This window comes from Pseudomonas sp. NPDC088890 (genome assembly GCF_044900155.1).
GTDB classification, from domain to species: domain Bacteria; phylum Pseudomonadota; class Gammaproteobacteria; order Pseudomonadales; family Pseudomonadaceae; genus Aquipseudomonas; species Aquipseudomonas urmiensis.
In genome coordinates, this window is the sequence record NZ_JBJDNG010000020.1 from 1 (window position 1) to 22,750 (window position 22,750).

Below are 22,750 nucleotides of genomic sequence, written 5' to 3' on the forward strand. Positions count from 1 at the left end.
CTGGTGGCCTCGCTGGGTGAACAGGCGTTGAACTTGCGCCTGGCCGAACACGCCCAGGATGGCCGCACCCCCTCCCCCGGACGCGTCGCCGCCCCGATCGTGCGCCGCCTGGAGCAAGCCTATGTCGACAGTGTGCGGGGCGCGCAGAGCAATGCGTTCTACCGATTGCGGGTCGCCAGTGGGTTGTTGCTGCTTGAGGCGAGCCTGCTGTTGCTGCAGGGGCAGCGGGACAACAAGGACCGGCGGTTCTGGAGTGAAGTGGCAGCCGCGGGGTTGACCAGTGCGGCGGCGGGGATGGAGTTACTCGCGGTGGGGACCGAACAGGCGCTGGCCACTGTAGGTCAGGGCTCGGCAGCGGCACGGGGGGCGCAAGTCAGCCTGGGGCGCTTTCGCTTGTGGGGAGCGGGGATGGCGGCTGCGGGAGGGGTTGTTAGCATTTATTGGGATGTTGCTGATGCGAAGACTAACTTTGACCAAGGAAAAGCTCTAGGAGATCGCTCAACCAGGCTGGGAACAGCCTACTCCCTGAGAGCGCTGGCAACTGGAGCGCTTGTACTTGGTCAGGGCGGAGTTGCCTTTTCACAAGCAGGTATGTACTTCGAATGGTTAGCCCTACGTGGCAACAATAGCCGTGGCTCAATATTCTTTCGATTATCTTTATTATCCAATCGTCTTGCTGCAAATCGAGCGATGATGTTGCTGCTTAGTCGGCTCGGCTGGATTGGTGGAGCATTAGCACTTGGTGCAACCACTTACTTATTGATAATGGATGAGGACGCCTTGGAGCAGTGGTGCGAAAAATGTTGCTTTAGTCTAAATCCAACAGCGAAGCGCTATAGCTCTGATGCAGACGAAATGGTGGACTTCTTAAAATCCGTCACCGAGGTTTTGTAATGTACTTTTTTGAATGGGGGTCATGGGAAGCCGCCCTCGAGCAAGATGCGGACAAGAATGAAGATGCGCGAACTCGCAGGCTGCGCAAAAAAATCACACCTTATGAAAATGAACAAGCAGAAGAAGAAGCCGCTGCAAAGTTAAGCGTAAGTGAAACGCCAAAAAGCCGAGGCCCCGTTTACGCCTTCGACAACCGTATCCTAGAAATACGCAGCGGTATGTTTGAGGAAAAACGCGGATTGATTAGTATCTTATCAGCCACAGTCATATTTTTGATTATCAACGGCTTCATTGGCATGATCGCTGGCACTATCTGGACCATCGACTACTTCCATAGCACAGGGGGTATTGCAACGGGGTATTTATGGATGGCCACGTGGCTCACGATACTCACCCTACCCACAACTTGGTTTTACTTAAAATATGGCCTTCGCTTCACCCGACTGGAAATGTTCACCTCGCGCCACCTGTTGATTCGCTTCAACCGTACTACCCAACAGGTCTATCTTCATCGACCGCCTCACTGTGGCGGTATCGTGGTTCTGCCGTGGGAAGGAGTCGCTTCAAGCGGGTCCGCCAACAAGTACGCCATTGCTGACGGCGTGGGCGTGCCGCTGGCGCTCCACTGGTCAGCCCGGGTCACAGGCACTCTGCACCCCGAACTGGCCTGGGTCGGCAAATCAGCAAACCATCAAGGCGAAATCCGCGACGAGTGGGAGTTCATCCGCCGCTTCATGGACGAAGGCCCGGAAGGACTACCCCGCCCGCGCATCACCTCGCACTTCCCCTGGCCATGGCAAGCGTTCACCCCGCAGTTCGAAGGGGTCACGCACTATTTTCGCAACGCCTCGAAGCTGATCAAGGTCGGCCTGGTCCTGATCTCCCCCGCCTTCTTGATCATCGGCACCGGCCACTGGCTCAGCCTGCTGCTGTGCTGGAAACCGCGCTGGCCCAAGATCATTCGCCAGGCCGGCATGCCAGGCAAACCCGTTCCACCGTTGACTACACTTGCTGACTATCCACCCCACATTCAGCAGCGCCTACGAGAAAACGCTCACCTTTGGACGGCACACCCTGGGCAGCGCCCGGAGAAAAAGCCGCGAGCGCCCTCCAAACGCCGGAGCACCGACGCCAAGCCTGCTTCCAAGGCTAAGCCGTGATTGCCTGGCAAGATGTCCGTACGCTCAACGGTATAAGGGCTCAAGCCTTGGTATTTTGCATAATCGATATATCCACTACCCAAGTCCCCCGTCTCGGCTTTGATGATGGCCTCGATGCAAGAGCTTGAGATGCTGCGGGTGTCGCTTGAGTCGGCGCTGATTCAGGTGCAGATGCCGGCTGAGGCGCGGGCTGTGCATTGAAACTTTAGCGCGTTGTTGGCTGGTCTGGCCTATTCGCGGGCAAGCCCGCTCCTACAGGATTTGCGTGTAGGACAGATGTGTACATGGGTTGCATCTGCAGCCTGTCTTGTAGAGAATCGGCGCCCTTCTGCTCGAAAGGATGCGCGCAATGAAGTTCGAAAGGACTTTCCAATACATGGCCCAGCACGGGATCATCTTCACCGTCTCGCAAATCACCCTCACCGACAATGAGCGCGGCAATCTGCGCGAACTGCATTTTGGCGAGGCGAAAAGCGCCCATTATCAGGTCAACAGCAAGGTCGTAGAGATTTACGACAAGATGCAGGCCAACAACCGGCCATGCCTGATGATGGTCGGTATCTCCAAGCCGCTGACCCGGCAACAGGCCGATGCCCTCAACACCCGTCGCACCAGCATCGCCAATGCAGCCGGCTCGGCCGCTGGTGGCGCTGCCGGAGCCGCCGGTAGCTTGGCTGGCCCCGCTGCCGGTTTCGTCGCGGGGTTGGCGGCAAAGACGGGCGTGAGCTCGTACGTCAACGGCGCGCTAAGCACCCATCATGCTGGCGACGTTATCGTCAGCATCGAGGCGCAGGTCAATGGCGGCATTGGCCCTCAACGCACGACTGAATCCCTGCTCATCAGGGCCTGACGGGAGTTGCTCATGTCCGAAGTTACCCAGACAGTTATCGTCGTAGTACTGGCCTTTGTACTGCATTGGTGGGTGAAGCCGTACCCGCTGCGCAAGTGGCTCGGGGTGGCGCTGGTGATACTTGGCGCGGTCGGCTGCATTGCATTGAGCCAAACCCAGCTGCTGGGCTTTGACCTGGGCTTGATGGCGTCTTTTGCGGTGCCAATTGGCGTGGTGCTGTTCATGACCCGTCGGCACTATGCAGCGGACTGATCTTCACTGCAGAGATGCAAACTTGCCTGAGCAGGGACCCTGTGGGAGCGGGTTTACCCGCGAACGAGGGCGTAGCCCTCGCCGTAAGGGGATGGTGGCCATGCCCGCTTCTTCGCGGGTAAACCGCTGCCACTGAGGCTGAGGGAGACAGGTTGCAGCTTAAGGCGTGACCAATCGATACCCAACCCCAGGCTCGGTAATGATGAAGCGCGGCGCGGTTGGGTCATCGCCAAGCTTTTGCCGCACATGAGCGACGACGATGCGCAGGTAATGGCTGTCGTCGACATGGGTCGGGCCCCAGATGTCCTTGAGCAGTTGTTGCTGGGTAATCACGCGACCGGGGTGCCCGGCCAGCTGGGCCAGCAGCGCGTACTCTTTGCGAGTCAACGCCACTTCGACGCCATCGAGGGTCACTTTGCGAAAAGCAAAATCGACCAGCAGCGGGCCGAAGCTGGCCGTCGCCTGCCCTACTTCGGCTTGCGGGGCTTGGCGTAACAAGGCGCGAATGCGCGCGAGAAACTCCTGGATGCCAAACGGCTTGGTCACGTAGTCGTTGGCGCCGCCATCCAGCGCATCGACTTTCTGCACTTCGCTGGCGCGCACCGACAGCACCATCACCGGCACCGTGCTCCATTCGCGCAGCTCGCGCAGCACTTGCTGGCCGTCCATATCAGGCAGGCCGAGGTCGAGCACCACCAGGTCCGGTTTGGCCAGCGCGGCTTGAGCCAGGCCTTCGGCGCCGGTGGCGGCTTCGATCACTTTGTAGCCCTGGGACACCAGGCTGATGCGCAGGAACTTGCGAATCTGTGGCTCATCGTCGATGACCAACAGGGTGGCGGCTTGGCTCATGAGTCTTGGCTTTCGGTTTCAGGTTGGGTGGGCAGCGGCAAGCATAGAGTGATGCAGGTGCCCTGGCCATCGATGCCTTCGCTGACCAGGATGCTGCCGCCGTGGGCGCCGATCATGCCTTGGCAGATCGCCAGGCCCAGGCCGGTGCCTTGGCCACCGCGGTCGCCACGGGCAGCGGTGTAGAACATGTCGAAGATCTTCTCGCGCTCGGCCACCGGGATGCCTGGGCCTTGGTCGCTAACGGCAAAGCACAGTTGCTCGTCGCGCACCTGTACGTGCAGTTCGAGGCGGCCGTTGTTGGGCGAGAAGCGCGCGGCGTTTTCCAGGACGTTGACCAATGCCTGCTCGATCAACGCAGCGTGCACGAACAGCAGCGGCAACTCAGTGGGCACGTCGGTGCTCACCCGCAGTGGCGCCAGCACCACACGCAGGCGGTTGAGGGCGCTGCCGACGATGTCAGCCGGGGCGACCCAGTCGCGGGCCAGCTTGAGACCGCCATGGCCGAGGCGAGTCATGTCGAGCAGGTTCTGGATGTAGCGATCGAGACGCTCAGCTTCGTTGCGGGTGCCTTCGAGCAACTCGCGGCGGTCCTCGGGAGGGATCGCATCGCCCAGCGCCAGCAGGCTGTCGATGCTGCCGCGCATGGCGGTCAGTGGGGTGCGCAGGTCGTGCGAGACCGAGGCGAGCAAGGCGCTGCGCAGTTGTTCGGTTTCGCCGTGCAGACGCGCCGCTTCCAGTTGCTCGCCCAGGCGCGCGCGGGCCAGGGCCTGGGCCAGCGGTTGGGCCAGGGCCATCAGCAGACGGCGGCGCTGGGCGCTCAGGCTGTCGTCTGTGCGCGGGCGCACGCCAAGCAGGGCCAGCGGCTGGTCTTCGACCGACAGCGGCCACCACCACCAGCGGCCATGGGGCAAGGTGTCGCTGCCGTGGCCGGCGGCCTGGCCATGTTGCCAGGCCCAGTCGGCCGCGGCGCGCTCGTTATCGGTCAGCGCCGGCGGCTGGCCACTGGCGACCTGCAGCAGGCCTTCGCTACCGCGCTCCATCAGGCACACCTGCACGTCTTGCCAGCCATCGAGGTGCTGGTTGGCGGCGTTGAGCACGGCCTGACGATCGGTGGCCACGGTCAGGCGGCGCGACAGGTCGAGCAGTTGGTTGGTCTGCGCCTGAGTCTCGCGCAGGGCTTGCAGCTGGCGACGCTGGCGTGCGGCGAGGTTGCCGGTCAGTGCGGCCATGAGCAGGAAGAACACCAGGGTCAGCACGTCTTCTTCGCGCTGGATGCTGAAGGAGAAGTTGGGCGGGATGAACAGAAAATCATAGGTCAGGAACGACAGCGCGGCGCAGGCCAGTGCCGGGCCGAGGCTACTGCGCACCGCAACCAGCAAGACAGCGGCGAGGAACACCAGCGAGATATTCGGCAGCGCCAACACGCTGGACACCGCCCAGGCCAGACCCGCCGCCAGCGCGGTGGCGAGCAGCGCCAGCAGGTAATGGCGCCAGACCCAGACACGCTTGACCACCGCCCGCGCCGCTACCGGCTGCACATCGCGGTCGAGCACGTTGATCTCCAGGCCATGGCTTTCGCGCAGCAGGCGCGTCGCTACACCCGCGCCGAACAGACGTCGGCGCCAGCGGTCACGCGATTGGCCGACCAGCACCAGGCTGGCGCGGCGTTCGCTGGCGTGTTGGATCAACGTGCGTGCGACTTCGCCAGCGCGCAGCAACACCACCTCGCCGCCCAGCCGTTCGGCCAATTGCTGGGCCGCTTGCAAGCGTTGCCTGGCACTCTCGTCGCGCAGCTTGCCGTTATCGACATGGACCAGGCTCCACGGCAGGTGGCGGCGCTGGGCGACGCGGCTGGCGTGGCGCACCAGGCGCTCGGCCTGCTCGTCGCCGTCGACACCGACCAATAGCCGGCCGCGCAAGGCCGGGGCTTCCTGGCCGCGTTGGCGGTAGCCGTGAGCGAGGTCGGCATCGACCTGTGCGGCAGCGGTTTGCATGGCCAGCTCGCGCAGGGCGCTGAGGTTGGTTTGCGAGAAGAACGCGTCGATGGCGGCGCGGGCCTGCTCGGGTACGTAGACCTTGCCTTCGCGCAGGCGCTCGAGCAGCTCGCGCGGCGGCAGGTCGATCAGGACCAGTTCGAAAGCTTCTTGCAGGACCCAATCCGGCAAAGTTTCGCGCACTTGCACGCCGGTGATGTCGCGGACTTTGTCGTTGAGGCTTTCCAGGTGCTGGACGTTGACCGTGGTGTAGACGTCGATGCCGGCCGCCAGCAGTTCCTGGACGTCTTGCCAGCGTTTGGCGTGGCGGCTGTTGGGGGCGTTGGTGTGAGCCAGTTCATCGACCAGGACCAGTGGCGGTGCGGCCTTGAGCAGGCCGTCGAGGTCCATCTCTTCCAGGGTTACCCCGCGGTAGTCGCTGCGTAGCAAGGGTTGCTGGAGCAGACCGGCGAGCAGCGCTTCGGTTTCGCCGCGGCCGTGGGTTTCGACCACCCCGGCGACCACTTGCACGCCTTGGCGTTGCTGGGCGTGGGCGGCCTGGAGCATGGCGTAGGTCTTGCCTACGCCGGGGGCGGCGCCGAGAAATACCTTGAGCCTGCCGCGGCCTTCGCGGGGCAAGCCCGCCAACAGCGCGTCGGCGCGGGCGGAATCACTCATGTTGCATCCTTCACTTTTGCGGCGGTCAGTCGGGCTTGGGCCGCGTTGCGGCCCCCACAATCAATGTGGCCATTTTTCCAAGGCCTGATTCAAGGCCAGGACGTTGACCACTGGCGGGCCGATCAGTGGGTGGAGGGTGGCCTCTTCGAGCAGGGCTTGCAAGCGCTCTACCGGTACTTGCCGCGCCGCTGCCACCCGCGGGATCTGATAGGCCACCGCCGCTGGCGGCAGGTGCGGGTCCAGACCGCTGCCGGAGGTGGTCAGCAGGGCCAGCGGCACAGGGCCAAGATCTGCGCGGTGAAGCGCACTGGCATCGGCCGTTATCCGCTGCGCCAGCGCCGGATTACTCGGGCCTAGGTTACTCGCACCACTGGCCACAGTGGCATACGCTGCCGCCGAGGGCCGTGGGTGGAACCAGCCATCGCCCGTGGCCTGCTGGGCGATCAGGGCCGACCCACGCACCTGCCCTTGAGCGTCGCGCACCAGGCTGCCATTGGCCTGTACGGGAAAAGCGAGCTGGGCAAGGCCGGTCACCGCCAGGGGATAGAACGCACCGGTCACCAGGGTCATCAGCAGGGCCAGGCTCAAGGCCGGGCGTACATAAGCAGTCATGTTGGTCTCCTTCACACCAGGTGCAATGCGTTGAGCAGCAGGTCGATCAGCTTGATCCCGGCAAACGGCACGATGAGCCCGCCCACGCCGTAGATCAGCAGGTTGCGCCGCAGCAGGTGGGCGGCACTGGCGGCTTGCACGCGCACGCCGCGCAGGGCCAGCGGGATCAGCACGATGATGATCAGCGCGTTGAACACGATCGCCGAAAGGATCGCACTCTGCGGGCTGGCCAGTTGCATCAGGTTGAGCACGCCCAGTTGCGGGTAGATCGCGGCGAACAGCGCCGGAAGAATGGCGAAGTACTTGGCCACGTCGTTGGCGATCGAGAAGGTGGTCAGCGCGCCACGGGTGACCAGCAGTTCTTTACCCACCTGGACCACGTCGAGCAGCTTGGTCGGGTCGCTGTCCAGGTCAACCATGTTGGCCGCCTCGCGGGCCGCCTGGGTGCCGTCGTTCATGGCCATGCCGACGTCTGCCTGGGCCAGGGCCGGGGCATCGTTGGCACCGTCACCACACATGGCGACCAGGCGGCCGTCGTTCTGCTCCAGGCGGATGCGGGCGAGCTTCTTCTCTGGAGTGGCTTCGGCGAGCACGTCATCGACCCCAGCCTCGGCAGCAATGGCGGCGGCGGTCAGCGGGTTGTCGCCGGTGACCATCACGGTGCGGATGCCCAGCTTGCGCAATTGGGCGAAGCGTTCGCGAATGCCGGGCTTGACCACGTCCTTGAGGTGGATCACGCCGAGCAGGCGTTTGTCGACGCAAACCAGCAAGGGCGTACCGCCGCTCTGGGCGATGCGCTCGACCTCCTTGGCCAGCGACACGGGCATCTCCAGGCGTTGCATGCCGACGAAGGCCAACACGGCATCGACGGCGCCCTTGCGGTAGCGGTGTTGTTGCAGGTCGACGCCGGAGAGACGGGTCTCGGCGCTAAAGGCGATCGGGGTCAATTGCTCAGGCGAGGGCTCGATGAAGTCGTGCAGTTGGCGCAGGTACTCGACAATCGACTTGCCTTCGGCGGTATCGTCGGCCAGCGATGCGAGCAAGGCGCCCTCCCCCAGCTCTTTGGCGCTAATGCCGGGTGCCGCGTGCAGTGCGCTGCAACGACGGTTGCCGAAGGTGATGGTGCCGGTCTTGTCGAGCATCAGCGTGTGCACATCACCCGCGGCCTCGACGGCGCGACCGGAGCGAGCGATCACATTCAACCTCACCAGACGATCCATGCCGGCGATACCGATCGCCGACAGCAAGCCACCGATAGTGGTGGGGATGAGCGTGACCAACAGTGCGGCAAGGAAGATCAGCGGCAGGCTGCCCCCTACGAAATGGGTGAACGGCTGCAAGGTCACCACCACGATCAAGAAGATCAGGGTCAGGCCAATCAGCAGGATGTCCAGGGCAATTTCGTTGGGGGTTTTCTGCCGTTTGGCGCCTTCGACCAGGGCGATCATGCGGTCCAGGGTCGACTCGCCGGGGTTGCTGCTGATGCGGATCAGCAGCCAGTCGGACACCAGGCGGGTGTTGCCGGTGACGGCCGAGCGGTCGCCGCCGGACTCGCGGATCACCGGCGCTGACTCACCGGTAATGGCCGCTTCATTGACCGCAGCGATGCCTTCGATCACTTCGCCGTCACCGGGGATCAACTCACCGGCAATCACCTTGACCACGTCGCCCTTGCGCAGCTCGCTGGCGGCAACCTGCTCGAACTGGCCAGCGGCGTTGCGACGGGTGGCTTGCAACCCTTGGCTGCCGGCCTTGAGGCTGTCGGCTCGGGCCTTGCCACGGCCTTCGGCGAGGGCTTCGGCGAAGTTGGCGAACAGCACGGTGAACCACAGCCACAGGGCGATCTGCACCGCCACCGCGGTACTCACGCCGCTGTCCGGCGCGAAGCACAGCAGGGTGGTGAGGATGGCGGTCAGTTCGACCACCAGCATCACAGGCGAGCGTTTGAGCTGGCGTGGGTCGAGCTTGACCAACGCCTGGATCAGGGCCGGCCGCCACAACGCGGCGAGGCGGGTCTGGTCGGCGCTGACGCGCGGCGCTTTGACTTCAGCAATGGGCATGTTCATGGTTGATTCCTCAGAAACCCAGGCTCAGGTGTTCGGCAATGGGGCCCAGCGCCAGCGTTGGCAAGAAGGTCAGGCCGCCGACCAGCAGGATGGTGACCAGCAGCAGGCTGGTGAACAGTGGGCCGTGGGTGGGGAAGCTGTTGTGCCCCAGCGGCGTGCTTTTCTTCGCCGCCAAGCTGCCGGCCAGGGCCAGCACCGGCAGGATGTAGCCGAAGCGGCCGATGAGCATGGCCAGGGCGATCATCACGTTGTGGTAGACCGTGTTGGCGCCGAAGCCGGCGAAGGCCGAGCCGTTGTTGGCGGCGCCGGAGGTGTAGGCATAGAGCAGCTGGCTAAAGCCGTGCGCGCCGGGATTGGTTACGGCAGCGGCCGGGCCTGGCAGGCTGGCGGCGATGGCGCCGAGCACCAGCACGCCAACGGGCATCACCAACAACGTCGCCACCAGCAACTGCACTTCGCGGGCCTGGAGCTTCTTGCCCAGGTATTCCGGAGTGCGTCCGATCATCAGCCCGGCCAGGAACACCGCGATCAAGACGAACAGCAGCATGCCGTACAGCCCAGCGCCGACGCCGCCGAAGATCACCTCGCCGACCATCATGTTGACCATCGCGACCATGCCGGTCAGCGGGTTGAGGCTGTCGTGCATGGCGTTGACCGAGCCGTTGGAAGCGGCGGTGGTGGTGACCGTCCATAGCACCGAACCGGTGGTACCGAAGCGGCTCTCCTTGCCCTCCATCGGCGCCGATTGCTGCACCTGAGGGTTCTCAAGCGCGGGGTTGGGCTGATATTCGGACCACAGCGCGGTGCTGCCACCGATCAGGAACAGCGCCAGCATGCAGGCAAGGATTGCCCGGCTCTGGCGCAGGTCCTTGACGTAGTGGCCGAAGGTGAACACCAGTGCGACCGGGATAAGGATGATCGAGGCCACCTCGAACAGGTTGCTCCAGGCCGTTGGGTTCTCGAACGGGTGCGCCGAGTTGACGCCGAAGAAGCCGCCGCCGTTGGTGCCCAGCTGCTTGATGGCGATCTGGCTGGCGGCAGGGCCCAGTGGAATGGTCTGCTCGCTGCCTTGCAGGGTCAGCGCGTGGGCATAGTCGGCGAACGTCTGCGGTACGCCCTGCCAGACCAGCAGCAGCGCCAGCACGATGCACAGCGGCAGCAGGCCGTAGAGGGTAGCGCGGGTCATGTCGACCCAGAAGTTACCGAGGGTGGTGGCCGAGCGCCGGGCGATGCCACGGCACAGGGCGACCAGCACGGCAAGACCGGTGGCGGCACTGACGAAGTTCTGCACGGTCAGGCCCAGCATCTGGCTCAGGTAACTGACCGAGGCTTCACCGCTGTAGGCCTGCCAGTTGGTGTTGGTGACGAAGCTCACCGCCGTGTTGAACGCCAGCGACCACTCTTGGCCCGGCAAGTGCTGCGGGTTCAGGGGCAGGTAACCCTGCAACAGCAGCACCGCGAACAGCAGGAGGAAGCCGGCCAGGTTGAATGCCAGCAGCGCCAAGGTGTACTGCTTCCAGTTCTGCTCCTGCTCGGGGCGCACCCCCGCCAGGCGATAGCAGCCCTGCTCCACTGGCGCGAGAACGGGTGACAGCCAGGTACGCTGGCCTTCCATGACTTTGTAGTAGAACCTTCCAAGCCACGGTGCTGGCAGCAGCACAATGGCGAAGAACGCCAGCAACAACGCGAAATCATAACTGTGCATGGCCGCTCCCTAGCTGCGATCGGCGCGCAACAGCGCCACCAGCAGGTAAACCGCCAACGCCACTGCCAACAGCAGTGACACCCCGTCGAGCATATGCATGAGCGATCTCCCCGAATTGCGGCGTTGGCCGCTTTGGGGAAATTGTCCGAGGGAGGGGCGTAAAGGGGCGAGATCGGGGGGTGGCTCAAGCCATAAAGAATGCGTAAAGACCAGCAGTTTGCTGTTGGCAGCTGCTGAGCCTGCGGGCTTGTCCCGCCCCAGTAATGCTGTTCACTTAAGGCCCTTGTCGCCTGCTTTGGGGCCGCGTTGCGGCCCTTCGCGGGCAAGCCCGCTCCCACAGATATAGCGCCGCTCGGACGGTCAGCGCCGTACCTGTGGGAGCGGGCTTGCCCGCGAAGGGCCGCAACGCGGCCCCAAAATCTTAAGTGAACAGCATTACGCTCCTACAGGGATTGTGCAGGCCGGATCAGCGCTGCGGGGTGTGCTGCCCGGCGCTACGGCTCCAGTCCAGCAGCAGGCTGTAGGCTACTGCGAGCAAGGTCGGCCCGATGAACAGGCCAATGAAGCCGAACGCGATCAAGCCGCCGAACACCCCAAGCAGCACGATCACCAACGGCAGGTTGCCGCCGCGGCTGATCAGGTAGGGCTTGAGCACGTTGTCCACACCGCTGATGACGAAGGTACCCCAGATACCGAGGAACACCGCCATCCCATACTCCCCCTGCCACACCAGCCAGGCCGTCGCGGGGATCCAGGCCAACGGTGGCCCCATGGGGATCAGGCTGAGCATGAAGGTGACCAGGCCAAGCACGATAGCGCCAGGGACCCCAGCGATCAGGAATCCGATCATCGCCAGCAGCCCTTGCGCAGCCGCGGTACCAATCACGCCGTTGACCACCCGCTGCACGGTGCCGGCCACCAGGTCGATGTAGTACTCGGCACGCTCGCCAATCAACCGCTGCAACAAGCGCAAGACGAACGCCGCCAGACGTGGCCCGTCACGGTAGAAGAAGAACACGAACACCAGGCTCAAGGTCAGCTCGAGCACGCCGCTGCCGATCTGTGCACTGCGCGCCAGTAGCCAGTTGCCCACCTGGCCCAGATACGGTTTGATCGATGCAATCAGCGCAGCGCCTTGCTGGTCGACAGAGTCCCACATCGCCACCAGCCGTTCACCGACAAAGGGAATACCCCCCAGCCAACTCGGTGCGTCGGGCAAGCCATCGACCTGGACATCGCGCACGAAGGCCGTGGCATCACGGATATGGTCGGCCAGGTTGAACCCCAGCCACACCAGCGGCAGCGCCACCAGCAAGATCCACATCGTGGTCAGCACGCTGGCGGCGAGGGTCTCGCGCCCGCCGAGCAGGCGCGTGAGCAGGCGCATCAATGGCCAGCTGGCGAACGCCAGGATAGCGCCCCACAGCAGCGCGGAAATAAACGGCGCCATCACCCACAAGCCGGCACCGAGCAGCGCCAGCAGGAGGATCTGGACCAGCAGGCGATCATTGTTGGCCATGGTGACTCACTTTCAGCGGATCAATTCCAGGTGCAAGCCTTCTGTCGGTGCCGTGCCCACTTCCAGGCGCGCGCTACGCACACCGGCCTTGGCCAGTTGTTCGCGCCAGGCTTCGGCTTGCTCGCCGCTCAAGCTCACGCGCAGGGTGCTGTCGAGGTTGAGGCTGCGGCTCAGCAGGGTCACCCAGGCATCCTTGGGCTCAGCAAGATCAGGGTAGTCGAGCTTGCCGGTGTCGCGCAGCTCGCGCATCACCGTAGCCGAGGTGGGCAGCAGTTCGCCCAGCGGTTGCTCGGCAACGAACTCTTCCACATGCAGGTAGGCGCGCTTGTTGCCAGCGGTGACGCTGTACAGCGCTACCAGGGTGTTGGCCTCTTCCGCCGAACGCCGCAGGAGGATGAACGCCTGCTGGTCGTCGCCGCCATTGAGCCGAGCGTTCTTGAACACTTCATTGGCCCACAGGCTGGCTTCACCGCAGTCACGCTTTTCACACCAGAACAACGGGTAGCCGCCGTCACGCTGCAGCGCTTCGCGGGCGCTGGTGAAGGCTTCGCGCGCGGTACGCTCGGTGGGCAACAGGTAAGTGACGGAATTGACCTGGCCACGGCTCTCGACCTTGCCATCAACGCGCAGGCGGCCACTGATCTTGCGCAATGCGCCCATCGGATAGACGCGCTCCTGCTCGACCGCAGGGCGCTCATCGACCACTTTGCCGTCCAACGGTACCGGCAGCGTGCCGGCCCACACTATCGGGCTGGCCAGGCCCAGGCAGGCGGCGATGACGATTCGAATGCTCATCGGCCACCCATGCCGCACGCAGCGCCGGTGATCGATGGATGGATGTCTGGCATGTACATGGTTGTCTCCCTGTTCAACCCGCCAAGCCTCGACACTTGTCCGGTGCAAGTCAAGGAAACCCGAAAAAGCGATTGATACAGTCTGCGACAAGGGTCGCGCCGTGCTCGTCATTCAGGTGCAGGTGATGGCCGCCTGGCAGTGAAACCTGTTCAAAGGGTAGCTGCTCCAGCAGCGCCGTGTGCCGGGCGAGCATGCCATCGGCGGCCACCACCAGGCAGGCCTCGCACTGTATGCGTTTGACGAAGGCCATGGCCTGGGTTTCGCTCAGCCGCACGGGTGACGGCAGGGTCAGGCGGCTGTCGCTGCGCCAGCTGTAGCCGCCGGGCACCGGCATCAGGCCGCGCTGGGCCAGCAGTTCGGCGGCTTCGCGACTGACTGCGACCATGCCTTTCATGCGCGCCTCGACGCCCTCTTCCAGGTTGGCGTACACCGACTTGCGCTTGCCATCCAGGCGCAACTGGGCCTGCAGCGCCATGCCTAGCCGTTCGGCAGCGTCTTGCTCGACGCCGGTCGGCGGAATGACGCCGTCGATCATCAGCAAATGGCTGACCCGATCAGGCAAGGCGCCGGCCAGTTGCACGGAAATGATCGCCCCCAATGAGTGCCCAAGCAGGCCGAAGCGCTCCCAGCCGAGCTGCTGGGCAACCCGCACTACGTCGTGGGCGTAATCGGCCAGCGCATAGCTGGCGCCGGCCGGGCGATGCTCCGAGTAGCCATGCCCGGCCAAGTCCAGCGCGACGATGCGCAGCCCTTTGAGACGAGGTGCCAGGCGGGCGAAGCTATTGGCATTGTCCAGCCAGCCATGCAGGGCGATCACCGGGATGCCGTCGGCGGGACCGAACAGGTGCGCGGCCAGTTCGATATGGCCCAGGTTCAGGCGGATTTCCTCGACCTGCGCGCTCATGCCTGGCTCCAGCGATCGAACAGGCCCTTGATCAGGCTGGCGGTGTCGTCGGGGCGCTCCAGCGGGAACATGTGCCCGCCCGGCACGCTGTGGTATTCGCCCTGGGGCATGCCGCGCACGGCCAAGGCATGGTGGCGGCGGATCACCCGACTGCGCTCGCCGCGGACCATCGCCAGCGGCACCTGTAGCTGGCGCGCCGGAGCTGGGCTGAGGTGGGGAATGCTGCGGTAGATGCTGATCTCGGTGGCCGGATCGAAGCGCAGGCGCAGGCCGTCTTGCGCAGCTTGCAGGCCGTGTTCCAGATAAGCTTCCAGGCAATCCGGGTCGAAGTGGCGGAACAAGGTCTTGCCGGCAAAGTAGCCACGGGCGCTGTCGCGATCACTGAACGACTCGCGCCGGCCCAAGGTGCGCCCAGCCGGGGTGATGCGGTCGATGAAGCCAAAGCGCTTGGCCGCGCGGATTACCCATTGATCGGCGCGGGTCAGCACGGGCGAGTCGAGCATTACCACGCCGCGGTAGTACTGCGGGCAACGCAGCGCCGCATGCAAGTGCAGCACGCCGCCCAGCGAGTGGCCGACGCCCCAGACCGGCGCGTCCTGCTGGGCCAGGTGATGGAGCAGCTCATTGACCAGGTTCAGCCAGTTGTCATCGACCGGAAAGCGCGGATCGTGCGCATGCTGCTCCAGGTGCTGGACCTGGTAGTCCGGCGCCAGTGCGGCGAACAGCTTGCCGTAGGTGGCCGAGGGGAAGCCATTGGCATGGGCGAAGAAGATCTGCTGCGACATGGCCGGCTGCTCTGCTGGGGGAATGATGGCCCATTGTCGGCAAGCGCGGCGATGGCGGCAACGTTTGGATAGGTCATCGCCAAGGGCGATCAGGTCATCGAAGTCAATCGAAACTGGCCATCGAGCGGCGCAGACAGGCGTGCATATACGCCAGCTGATACTCCAGCGCCTCACGCGCCAGGCCTTTATCGCGCTCACTGAGCTTGAGCCTGCGCAAGGCCAGGCAGCTGGTTTGCAGCAAGTGCGCCATGCGCATACTGGCCTGGCGCAGCTGTTCGAGTTCGTATTGGCCCTCGAACTTGCGCAGCAACAGGTTGAAGCTGGCATCTGCGCAGTCTTGCAACAAACGGTGCTCGGCAAAATCCGGGACGCCCCGCTCATTGAGTTTGTCCAGTGCCGCCTGCGGCTTTACCGACTGCACCAACTCCAGACGCCGACTGCTCATACAATCCTCCCTGGCCCACTGCTCGCTTGATGTGCCGGCAACGCTAGCAACGCGCCCAACGCCAAAGCAACTGACAAAACTACCAGTTGCCAGGGATCAGCCTGGGTGGCTAAGGGCGCGCAGGGTCATCAGGCCCGCCAGCGGCCAATCGCCTTCCAGCTCAGCGAGGCTGGCGGTGCTCATTGGCGCAGCTTGTTGCCCATGGCCATGCTCGAGCATGCCGACCAGCGCCCCAACCAAAGGCTGGTGGCTGACCAACAAGACATGCTCCAGGCCCAACCGCTCGATCTCACCGATAACCTTTTGCACATCGCTTTCCGGAGTCAACCAGGGCACGGTGCGCACCGGCTCGGTGAAGCCCAGGGTGTCATGCACCAGTGCTGCGGTCTGCTGGGCGCGCACATAGGGGCTGGCGATGATCGCCTGCAGCGGCTGGCCGAGCAGCCGCGCAGCGCTGTGCAACACTTGCTCGCGGCCATGGGCAGTGAGGCGTCGCTCGGCATCGGTATTGGCGCGCGGCTCGGCCTCACCATGGCGCAGCACCCACAGCTTCACAGCTTGGGCTCCTCGTCACGCACCGGATGGGGCGCTGGGGCAACGGCATGCGGCGCCTCGCCTTCCGGGGTACGCGGGGTTGGCCAGTCGGCGAACGGCCATGGCTTGCTATCGGTATGGAAAGTGCCGAAGCGACCGATCTGCGCCAGGTACTGGCTGAGGCTGTCGCCAAAGTTCATCAGGCTGGCGCTGGGCGCGCCATAGATCAGCCGGTAGATCAGCTGGACCAGGACCAGGCCGCCGAGCAGCAGCTCGGCCAGCTGCCAGACCACCAGGAACACCAGCATCCACAGCACCCGCAGGATGATCGACTCGCGCTGGGCGCGCTCGGGGGTATCGTTCATGTATTGCTCCTTGCTCTGGTCAGAGCCGCTGACGGCTCAGTTGAAACCACTGGTGGAAATGAAGTCGACGTCGGTTTTCGGTTCGGCGCGCATCAGGTGTTCAATGACCTGGTTGAGCGTTCGCCCCTCGAACAGGATCGCGTGCAGGCCGGCCACCAGCGGCATGTACACCTGCGCCTCGTGGGCCTTGGCCTTGAGTACCTTGAGGGTGTTGACCCCTTCGGCCACTTCGCCCAAGCGGCTGACGGCCTGTTCCAGCGACAGTCCTTGGCCCAAGGCATGGCCGACCTGGTAGTTGCGGCTTTTGGGCGAAGAGCAGGTGACGATCAGGTCGCCGACCCCGGCCAGGCCAAGGAAGGTCATCGGGTTGGCGCCCAGGCTCACGGCAAAGCGGGTCATCTCGGCCAGGGCACGGGTAATCAGCATGCTCTTGGTGTTCTCGCCCATGCCCAGCGCCACAGCCATGCCGGCGATGATCGCGTAGACGTTCTTCAGCGCACCGCCCAGCTCGACGCCGAAGCGGTCGGCGCTGGCGTAGACACGGAAGGTGCGGCCATGCAGCACCTCTTGTACGCGCTGGCACAGCGCTTCGTCTTCACTGGCGACCACGGTGGCGGTCAGCGCGTGCTCGGCGATCTCGCGGGCCAGGTTCGGCCCGGACAGCACGCCAATGCGCGCCTGCGGGGCAATCTCTTCGAGGATCTGGCTCATCAGCTTGAAGCTCTGCGCCTCGATGCCTTTGGTCAGGCTGACCAGGCATTTGCCTCGCAGCAGCTCGGCATGCGGCGCCAGCACGCTGCGCAGCGCGCTGGATGGCAGGGCGACGAAGATCAGCTCGGCGGCTTGCAGGGTAGCCAGCAGGTCGTTGACTGGCTCGACGCCGTCCTGCAGGCGAATGCCTTTGAGGTAGCGCGGGTTCTCGCGATTGACGCGCATGGCCTGGGCCTGGTCTGGATCGCGCATCCATTGGCGTACCGGGTTGCCGTTTTCCGCCAGCAGGTTCGCCACGGCGGTGCCGAAGCTGCCGCCTCCCAGCACCGCAACAGGTTGCTGTTCAGTCATATCCAATCCGTTAAAGCCATAAGTTAAGTGGCAACCGCTGCATTATACGGCCCGTGTGCGTCAGAACCAGTGGCAGACGCGTGCGAGCTGCGAAGTCGCAGGCAGCCTGCACGCGTGAACAAGCCAACACAGTACTCAGCCTTGACCTGAGCCGCTGGAAAAACCCGCAAGGTCAGTTAACATGCCTGTTTCAACACTGATACAAGGCCGTACCGTGTTTCCTGGCCCGCCACCGGTTCCTCGCCTGCTATTGCTGACTGCCCTGCTCGGCGGCCCTGCTGTGGCCGACGATCTGTTCATCGACAACCAGGACCTGCCGCAAGTTCTGACCGCCACCCGCCTGAAACAATCCCCTGCCGCAGTGCCGGGCAGCATGACCGTGCTCGACAGCGACCTGATCCGCGCCAGCGGCGCCCGGGATATTCCCGAGCTCCTGCGCCTGGTGCCAGGGATGATGATCGGCTATGGCGCCGGCAACCAGCCGACGGTCAACTACCACGGCAGTAACGTCAGCGAAGCCCGCCGCATGCAGGTGTTGATCGATGGCCGCTCGGTGTACCGCGCAGGCCTGGCCACGGTGGACTGGAGCGATATCCCGGTAGCCCTCGAGGATATCGAGCGGATCGAGGTGTTTCGCGGCCCCAACACCGTCAGCTACGGCGCCAACGCGCTGATGGCGGTGGTCAACATCCTCACCCGCAACCCCGCCGACAGCCACGGTACGCGTCTGAAAATGACCCGCGGTGAAGATGGCATCAATGACTTCTATGCCAGCCAAGGGCTTGGCTGGGACGGTGGCGACCTGCGCCTGTCGCTGTCTGGCCAGCAAGATGACGGCTTCGATCAGGACCAGTACGGCCGTGACTACCGCGACAGCCGCCGGCTGAACCGGATCAACCTCAATGTCAGTCAAATGCTCGCGCCCAACCAGACCTTGGAGTGGCAGTTGGCGGCCAAGGAAGGCAGCAACCAACGGCCTTACACCTACAAACCGGTGTTCCCCTTCGTCACCCGCGCCGGCGACAGCGCTGATGTCAACGCCAAGGACTACGCGGGTTCGCTGCGCTGGAGCATCGATATCAACCCCGAACACAGCCTGTACGTGCAGGGTTCGGCGCAGCACTTCGACCGCCAGCAGGTGTGGCGGGCCTGTGATGCGGCGCTCTCGTTCAGCCAGGAACTGACTCGTCTGTGGCAGCTGGACTCGAACTATGCCGAGCAGGTGGCACGCAACATCACCAATCCCCCGGGCAACAGCAACCCCGCCTTGCAGGCGTTGCGTGACCAGGTGAAACAGCAGTGGGACAGCCAGGGTGGCAGCCAGGTGGTGTGTGGCGATGTCGACCAGAGCACCCGTGAAACCCGCTATGACCTGGAGATCCAGGACACCCTGAGCCTGACCGACAACCTGCGCCTGCTCAGTGGTGCCAATTTCCGCTATGACAAAGCCGACTCGCAGACCTACTTCAATGGCACCCTGGACGATCAGACCTGGCGCCTGTTCGGCCAACTGGAGTGGCGCGCGGACGAACACTGGATCCTGCAAGGCGGGGCGATGTTCGAAGACAGTCGCCTGTCCGGCAGCTCGCTGACGCCGCGGGTCGCGGTCAATTACCTGATCACCCCGCGTCATGGCTTGCGGGCCGTCTACTCTGAGGCGGTGCGCTCGCCAGACATGTTCGAGAACAACGTCAACTGGAGCTACACGGTCAACAACCTGACGCCCTATCAACCCTGGATGGGCAATGGTGAGTACTTCGTCAAGACCCGCGGCCCGGGCGATCTGGACCAGGAGCGGATGCGCTCGCGCGAGCTGGGTTACAACGGTAACTTCAGCGATATCGACCTGAGCATGGATGTGAAGCTGTTCTACGACGAGATCACCGGAATGATCAGTGAACCGCTGCGCAACAACCAGTACATTGCCAGCAACGCTAACAAGGCCAGTTTTCGCGGCACCGAAGCGCAGGTCGACTGGCGCCCGAGCCGGCGCGATCGTCTGCGACTGAGCTACGCCTACGTCGACGCCTGGGCCAGCAACCGCAACGACAGCCAGAACAGCGCACGCAACAGCGGCTCGGCTGGCTGGATGCGTGACTGGGGCGCGGGTTGGTCCAGCGCGCTGTTCTACTATGGCGATGCCAACCTCAACGACTATCGCTTCGAGCGCATCGACCTGCGCGTGGCCAAGCGCCTGCGCATTCAGGGCACCACCCTGGAGCTTGCCGCACTCTGGCAGCAGCGCCTGGACGACGAGCCGATCACCCTGCCCCAGAACCGTTATGACAGCCGTCACCGCCTGAGCGTCAGCGCGGAGCTGGAATTCTGATGCTGCGTCTGCTGCGCCTGCTGCTGCTCTGCCTATGGCCACTGGGGACGCTGTCAGCCAGCGAAATCCTGTTGGTCGGGGGTGACGATCAGCCTGGCATCCGCAGCTTCGTCGAGGCCATGCAAAGCCGTCGCAGCCATGACCAGGTGCGCTTTCAGAGCGTGGCCGAGCTGCCCCGCCCCAGCCAGCTGAAAAGCGATATTCGCCTGATCCTGCTCGACAGCGCCGCGCTGGAATGGCGCCTGGGCGAAACCGCCGGGCCGCCGGCTTTGGCCATGCGGGTCAGCCGGGTGCAAGTTGAACAGCGCCTGGGAAAGTCGCGTCCGGCCTATTTGTGCCTGCTCTGGAGTGACCCGCCGCTGGCCCGGCAACTGCGCCTGACACGCTTGCTGCTGCCCCAGGCCCGCCGAATTGGCGTGCTGTACGGTGAGCAAAGCCGCTTTCTACTCGACGAACTGCGCCAGGCCGCCCAGCCCCTGGGCCTGGAGATAGTCGCCCAGGACTGGCCCGACCTGCGTGACAGCCGCCCGCTGCAGCACCTGTTGGGCAATAGCGACGTGCTGCTGGGGATCGATGACCCCGACCTGTACAACTCCAAGACCGCCAAGAACGTCCTGCTCAGCAGCTATGGCCGCCAGCTGGCACTGATCGGCCCCAACGTCGGCTTCGTCCGCGCTGGCGCCCTGGCCAGCACCTACAGCGACCAGGACGACTGGCTGGCGGTGCTCGACCGGCTGCTCGACCAGTCCCCGGCGCGCTGGCCGCGTAGCCTGTATCCCTCGCACTTTGGCGTCAGTGGCAACCAACAGGTCGCCCGCGCCCTGGGCCTGGAGCCGATTGATCCGAAGGCCGCCGCCCTGGCCCTGGCCGAAGGAGAACCCACCCCATGAGAAAGCGCCTGAGCTGGGACATCCATACCCGCACGCAAATCATCAGCCTTGGCCCGGCCTTGTTGCTCACGCTGTTGCTGATCAGCTTCTTTACCTTCGTGCGTATCCAGGACTTGCGCCAGGAGCTCAACCACACCGGCCAGCTAATCGCCAACCAGCTGGCGCCGGCCTCGGAGTACGGGGTGATCTCCGGCAATAACGAGGTGCTGGAAAGCCTGATGCGCGCGACCTTGAGCATTCCGCACGTGCGTTTTCTGGAAGTGCAGGACAGCCGCAACCATATCCTGGTGTACGTCGAGCAAGCCGATGAAAGCGCCAACCGCGCGCAGCGCGTGGAAGTGTTCCAGGCGCCGATCCGCCTCCAGCAGATCCGCCTGGACAACGACTTCCTGCAGCAAGGCAAGACGCCGATGCCGCGCATTGGCGATGACTACCTGGGCCGGGTAATCGTCGGCATGTCGGACGACGCCTTCAGCCAGCGCCAGCAGGAAATCGTCATCAAGGCCGGGATCCTGGCCCTGTTCGCCCTGTTGTTCACCTTCCTCCTCGCGCGCCGCTTGGCCATGAGCCTGGCCAAGCCCATCAGCGACATGGGCCACGCGGTCAAGGCGATCCAGCAGGGCGAGTTCAATGCCCCGGTGCCGGTGGTCGACGACAGCGAGCTGGGCCATCTGGCGCGTCATATCAACAACCTGGCCAGTGCCTTGGAGCAGGCCAGCCAAGAACAGAAGCAGGCAATCGCGCAGTTGATCCAGGCCCGCGAAGAGGCCGAACAGGCCAACCGCGCCAAGTCGGACTTCCTGGCCATGATGAGCCATGAACTGCGCACGCCGATGAACGGTGTGTTGGGCATGCTGCAATTGCTCGAAACCACCCAGCTGACCCACGAGCAGGCTGACTACACGGCAGTGGCCAGCGAATCGACCGGGCACCTGCTCAAGGTGATCAATGACATCCTCGACTTCTCGCGGATCGAGCGCACCAGCCTTGAGCTGGAGCATATCGATTTCAACCTGGGCGAGCTGATCAGCAGCAGCGTGCAGTCGTTCCAGCACAGCGCCCAGCAGCGCGGCCTGGACCTGCAGTTGAAACTGCCGACAGGCCTGGACCGCCTGGAAGTTGTCGGCGATCCGACACGCATCCGCCAGATTCTCCTGAACCTTATCGGCAACGCCTTGAAGTTCACCGAGCGCGGCCAGGTCGAAGTCGAGCCGCGCTGGCAGGTGCTCGACCGCCAGTTGATCTGGTTCAGCTGCGCGGTACGCGACACCGGCATCGGTATCGACAGCGACCGCCTGGAAATGATGTTCGTCGCCTTCCAGCAGGCCGACAGTTCGATCTCCCGACGCTACGGCGGTACTGGCCTGGGCCTGGCAATTGCGCGCACCCTGGCCGAACGCATGGGCGGCCAGTTGCGCGCCGAGAGCCGCGAGGGCTTGGGCTCGACCTTTACTCTGGAAATGCCCCTGGCCCTGGCCAGCAAGCCCGCCGCCCTGCTCCCAGGCCGCGCGGCGCAGGGCCAGCCAGGCGAGGCTGGCGGGCGGATCCTGCTGGTCGAGGACAACCCGGTCAACCAAAGCGTGATCGAGGCGATGCTGCGCAGCCTCGGCTTTGAGGTCAGCGTGGCGCTGGACGGCGCGCAGGCGGTAGAGCAGGTCGACCAGCAGCGCTTCGCTGCGGTACTGATGGATTGCCGCCTGCCGCTGATGGACGGCTATGAAGCGACCCGGCGCATTCGTCAGCTACGCCAAGGCGCCGGGCTACCGATCATCGCCTTGACCGCCAGTGCCTTGCAGGGCGATCGCGAGCGTTGCCTGGCGGCTGGCATGGACGATTACCTGAGCAAACCCTTCAAACGCACGGAACTGCAGCGGATCCTGCAGCGTTGGTTACCCGGACAGACAGCCGCGACTGGCGATAAATGCTAAAGTGCGGCAGTCTTAGACTAGACAGGACCGCCGCTGGGCCTGAAAATACTGGTTTCAGTGAACACCTGTACTTCATTTGCCAGGTGCGCTGTGAC

Annotated in this window: 20 protein-coding genes and 1 pseudogene; 7 read left to right on the forward strand and 14 right to left on the reverse strand. The window is 64.0% G+C overall.

Going from position 1 to position 22,750, the window contains the following annotated elements; translation table 11 throughout:
• From ACI2JX_RS24455 to ACI2JX_RS24470, 4 genes and pseudogenes are all read left to right on the forward strand, one after another.
• A pseudogene (locus ACI2JX_RS24455) lies at nt 1-894 on the forward strand (hypothetical protein); the annotation flags it as partial.
• Nucleotides 894-2,054 carry a DUF6708 domain-containing protein gene (locus ACI2JX_RS24460; protein WP_404691171.1) on the forward strand — a complete coding sequence of 387 codons (1,161 nt, stop codon included), beginning with the start codon at nt 894-896 and terminating at the stop codon, nt 2,052-2,054. The pseudogene ACI2JX_RS24455 and the gene ACI2JX_RS24460, both read left to right, overlap by 1 nt.
• Before the next feature lie 349 nt (nt 2,055-2,403).
• On the forward strand, nt 2,404-2,904 hold the full coding sequence (locus ACI2JX_RS24465) for a hypothetical protein (protein ID WP_264234944.1): 501 nt from the start codon (nt 2,404-2,406) through the stop codon (nt 2,902-2,904).
• A gap of 12 nt (nt 2,905-2,916) precedes the next feature.
• On the forward strand, nt 2,917-3,156 hold the full coding sequence (locus ACI2JX_RS24470; protein WP_264234945.1) for a hypothetical protein: 240 nt from the start codon (nt 2,917-2,919) through the stop codon (nt 3,154-3,156).
• Between the two features lie 159 nt (nt 3,157-3,315).
• On the opposite strand, the gene ACI2JX_RS24475 is transcribed toward ACI2JX_RS24470, so the two are convergent.
• From ACI2JX_RS24475 to ACI2JX_RS24540, 14 genes are all read right to left on the reverse strand, one after another.
• The gene (locus ACI2JX_RS24475; protein ID WP_404691172.1) at nt 3,316-4,005 is read right to left on the reverse strand and encodes a response regulator; all 690 of its coding nucleotides are present in this window, start codon (nt 4,003-4,005) and stop codon (nt 3,316-3,318) included.
• Nucleotides 4,002-6,656, reverse strand: coding sequence for a DUF4118 domain-containing protein (locus ACI2JX_RS24480; protein ID WP_404691173.1), 2,655 nt, complete (start codon nt 6,654-6,656; stop codon nt 4,002-4,004). Before ACI2JX_RS24480 ends, ACI2JX_RS24475 begins: the two co-directional genes overlap by 4 nt.
• A gap of 60 nt (nt 6,657-6,716) precedes the next feature.
• Complete coding sequence (kdpC, locus tag ACI2JX_RS24485) at nt 6,717-7,268, reverse strand: potassium-transporting ATPase subunit KdpC (RefSeq protein ID WP_404691174.1); 552 nt, start codon at nt 7,266-7,268, stop codon at nt 6,717-6,719.
• A gap of 11 nt (nt 7,269-7,279) precedes the next feature.
• Nucleotides 7,280-9,334, reverse strand: a complete 2,055-nt coding sequence (gene kdpB / locus ACI2JX_RS24490; RefSeq protein WP_404691175.1) for a potassium-transporting ATPase subunit KdpB — start codon at nt 9,332-9,334, stop codon at nt 7,280-7,282.
• Between the two features lie 10 nt (nt 9,335-9,344).
• A complete protein-coding gene (gene kdpA / locus ACI2JX_RS24495; RefSeq protein ID WP_404691176.1) occupies nt 9,345-11,039 on the reverse strand; it encodes a potassium-transporting ATPase subunit KdpA in 1,695 nt (564 codons plus the stop codon).
• Nucleotides 11,040-11,048: 9 nt separating this feature from the next.
• Complete coding sequence (kdpF, locus tag ACI2JX_RS24500) at nt 11,049-11,138, reverse strand: K(+)-transporting ATPase subunit F (RefSeq protein ID WP_404691177.1); 90 nt, start codon at nt 11,136-11,138, stop codon at nt 11,049-11,051.
• Between the two features lie 367 nt (nt 11,139-11,505).
• Nucleotides 11,506-12,558 (reverse strand): AI-2E family transporter, encoded by a 1,053-nt coding sequence (locus tag ACI2JX_RS24505; protein ID WP_264234951.1) that lies wholly within the window; start codon nt 12,556-12,558, stop codon nt 11,506-11,508.
• A gap of 12 nt (nt 12,559-12,570) precedes the next feature.
• Nucleotides 12,571-13,353: a DUF4892 domain-containing protein gene (locus ACI2JX_RS24510; RefSeq protein WP_404691178.1), complete on the reverse strand. Its 783-nt coding sequence runs from the start codon at nt 13,351-13,353 to the stop codon at nt 12,571-12,573.
• A gap of 109 nt (nt 13,354-13,462) precedes the next feature.
• Nucleotides 13,463-14,317, reverse strand: coding sequence for an alpha/beta hydrolase (locus ACI2JX_RS24515; RefSeq protein WP_264234952.1), 855 nt, complete (start codon nt 14,315-14,317; stop codon nt 13,463-13,465).
• Complete coding sequence (locus tag ACI2JX_RS24520) at nt 14,314-15,102, reverse strand: alpha/beta fold hydrolase (RefSeq protein WP_186555725.1); 789 nt, start codon at nt 15,100-15,102, stop codon at nt 14,314-14,316. Before ACI2JX_RS24520 ends, ACI2JX_RS24515 begins: the two co-directional genes overlap by 4 nt.
• Before the next feature lie 103 nt (nt 15,103-15,205).
• The gene (locus ACI2JX_RS24525; protein WP_264234953.1) at nt 15,206-15,547 is read right to left on the reverse strand and encodes a hypothetical protein; all 342 of its coding nucleotides are present in this window, start codon (nt 15,545-15,547) and stop codon (nt 15,206-15,208) included.
• Between the two features lie 96 nt (nt 15,548-15,643).
• Entirely contained in the window at nt 15,644-16,102 is a 459-nt protein-coding gene (gene sixA / locus ACI2JX_RS24530; RefSeq protein ID WP_404691179.1) for a phosphohistidine phosphatase SixA, read from the reverse strand.
• Nucleotides 16,099-16,446, reverse strand: a complete 348-nt coding sequence (locus ACI2JX_RS24535; RefSeq protein ID WP_264234954.1) for a DUF4389 domain-containing protein — start codon at nt 16,444-16,446, stop codon at nt 16,099-16,101. Before ACI2JX_RS24535 ends, sixA begins: the two co-directional genes overlap by 4 nt.
• A gap of 36 nt (nt 16,447-16,482) precedes the next feature.
• Nucleotides 16,483-17,508, reverse strand: a complete 1,026-nt coding sequence (locus ACI2JX_RS24540) for an NAD(P)H-dependent glycerol-3-phosphate dehydrogenase (protein ID WP_186555721.1) — start codon at nt 17,506-17,508, stop codon at nt 16,483-16,485.
• 181 nt (nt 17,509-17,689) lie between these two features.
• On the opposite strand from ACI2JX_RS24540, the gene ACI2JX_RS24545 reads away from it, so the two are divergent.
• Genes ACI2JX_RS24545 through ACI2JX_RS24555 form a run of 3 tightly spaced genes read left to right on the forward strand, consistent with a single transcriptional unit; the run spans nt 17,690 to nt 22,655 of the window.
• Nucleotides 17,690-19,837 (forward strand): TonB-dependent receptor plug domain-containing protein, encoded by a 2,148-nt coding sequence (locus tag ACI2JX_RS24545; RefSeq protein WP_404691180.1) that lies wholly within the window; start codon nt 17,690-17,692, stop codon nt 19,835-19,837.
• Nucleotides 19,837-20,727 carry an ABC transporter substrate-binding protein gene (locus ACI2JX_RS24550; protein ID WP_264234957.1) on the forward strand — a complete coding sequence of 297 codons (891 nt, stop codon included), beginning with the start codon at nt 19,837-19,839 and terminating at the stop codon, nt 20,725-20,727. The genes ACI2JX_RS24545 and ACI2JX_RS24550 overlap by 1 nt, the downstream gene beginning before the upstream one ends.
• The gene (locus ACI2JX_RS24555; RefSeq protein ID WP_404691181.1) at nt 20,724-22,655 is read left to right on the forward strand and encodes a response regulator; all 1,932 of its coding nucleotides are present in this window, start codon (nt 20,724-20,726) and stop codon (nt 22,653-22,655) included. Before ACI2JX_RS24550 ends, ACI2JX_RS24555 begins: the two co-directional genes overlap by 4 nt.
• Nucleotides 22,656-22,750: the final 95 nt, after the last annotated feature.

Excerpts from the sequence above, each read along its gene's own strand:
- kdpC (WP_404691174.1), bottom strand. The coding sequence starts at position 7,268 with ATGACTGCTTATGTACGCCCGGCCTTGAGCCTGGCCCTGCTGATGACC.
- ACI2JX_RS24515 (WP_264234952.1), bottom strand. The coding sequence starts at position 14,317 with ATGAGCGCGCAGGTCGAGGAAATCCGCCTGAACCTGGGCCATATCGAA.
- ACI2JX_RS24465 (WP_264234944.1), top strand. The coding sequence starts at position 2,404 with ATGAAGTTCGAAAGGACTTTCCAATACATGGCCCAGCACGGGATCATC.
- ACI2JX_RS24535 (WP_264234954.1), bottom strand. The coding sequence starts at position 16,446 with ATGAACGATACCCCCGAGCGCGCCCAGCGCGAGTCGATCATCCTGCGG.
- ACI2JX_RS24505 (WP_264234951.1), bottom strand. The coding sequence starts at position 12,558 with ATGGCCAACAATGATCGCCTGCTGGTCCAGATCCTCCTGCTGGCGCTG.
- kdpF (WP_404691177.1), bottom strand. The coding sequence starts at position 11,138 with ATGCATATGCTCGACGGGGTGTCACTGCTGTTGGCAGTGGCGTTGGCG.
- ACI2JX_RS24510 (WP_404691178.1), bottom strand. The coding sequence starts at position 13,353 with ATGAGCATTCGAATCGTCATCGCCGCCTGCCTGGGCCTGGCCAGCCCG.
- ACI2JX_RS24475 (WP_404691172.1), bottom strand. The coding sequence starts at position 4,005 with ATGAGCCAAGCCGCCACCCTGTTGGTCATCGACGATGAGCCACAGATT.
- ACI2JX_RS24545 (WP_404691180.1), top strand. The coding sequence starts at position 17,690 with ATGCCTGTTTCAACACTGATACAAGGCCGTACCGTGTTTCCTGGCCCG.
- kdpA (WP_404691176.1), bottom strand. The coding sequence starts at position 11,039 with ATGCACAGTTATGATTTCGCGTTGTTGCTGGCGTTCTTCGCCATTGTG.
- ACI2JX_RS24480 (WP_404691173.1), bottom strand. The coding sequence starts at position 6,656 with ATGAGTGATTCCGCCCGCGCCGACGCGCTGTTGGCGGGCTTGCCCCGC.
- ACI2JX_RS24550 (WP_264234957.1), top strand. The coding sequence starts at position 19,837 with ATGCTGCGTCTGCTGCGCCTGCTGCTGCTCTGCCTATGGCCACTGGGG.
- ACI2JX_RS24525 (WP_264234953.1), bottom strand. The coding sequence starts at position 15,547 with ATGAGCAGTCGGCGTCTGGAGTTGGTGCAGTCGGTAAAGCCGCAGGCG.
- ACI2JX_RS24555 (WP_404691181.1), top strand. The coding sequence starts at position 20,724 with ATGAGAAAGCGCCTGAGCTGGGACATCCATACCCGCACGCAAATCATC.
- ACI2JX_RS24470 (WP_264234945.1), top strand. The coding sequence starts at position 2,917 with ATGTCCGAAGTTACCCAGACAGTTATCGTCGTAGTACTGGCCTTTGTA.
- ACI2JX_RS24460 (WP_404691171.1), top strand. The coding sequence starts at position 894 with ATGTACTTTTTTGAATGGGGGTCATGGGAAGCCGCCCTCGAGCAAGAT.
- kdpB (WP_404691175.1), bottom strand. The coding sequence starts at position 9,334 with ATGAACATGCCCATTGCTGAAGTCAAAGCGCCGCGCGTCAGCGCCGAC.
- ACI2JX_RS24540 (WP_186555721.1), bottom strand. The coding sequence starts at position 17,508 with ATGACTGAACAGCAACCTGTTGCGGTGCTGGGAGGCGGCAGCTTCGGC.
- ACI2JX_RS24520 (WP_186555725.1), bottom strand. The coding sequence starts at position 15,102 with ATGTCGCAGCAGATCTTCTTCGCCCATGCCAATGGCTTCCCCTCGGCC.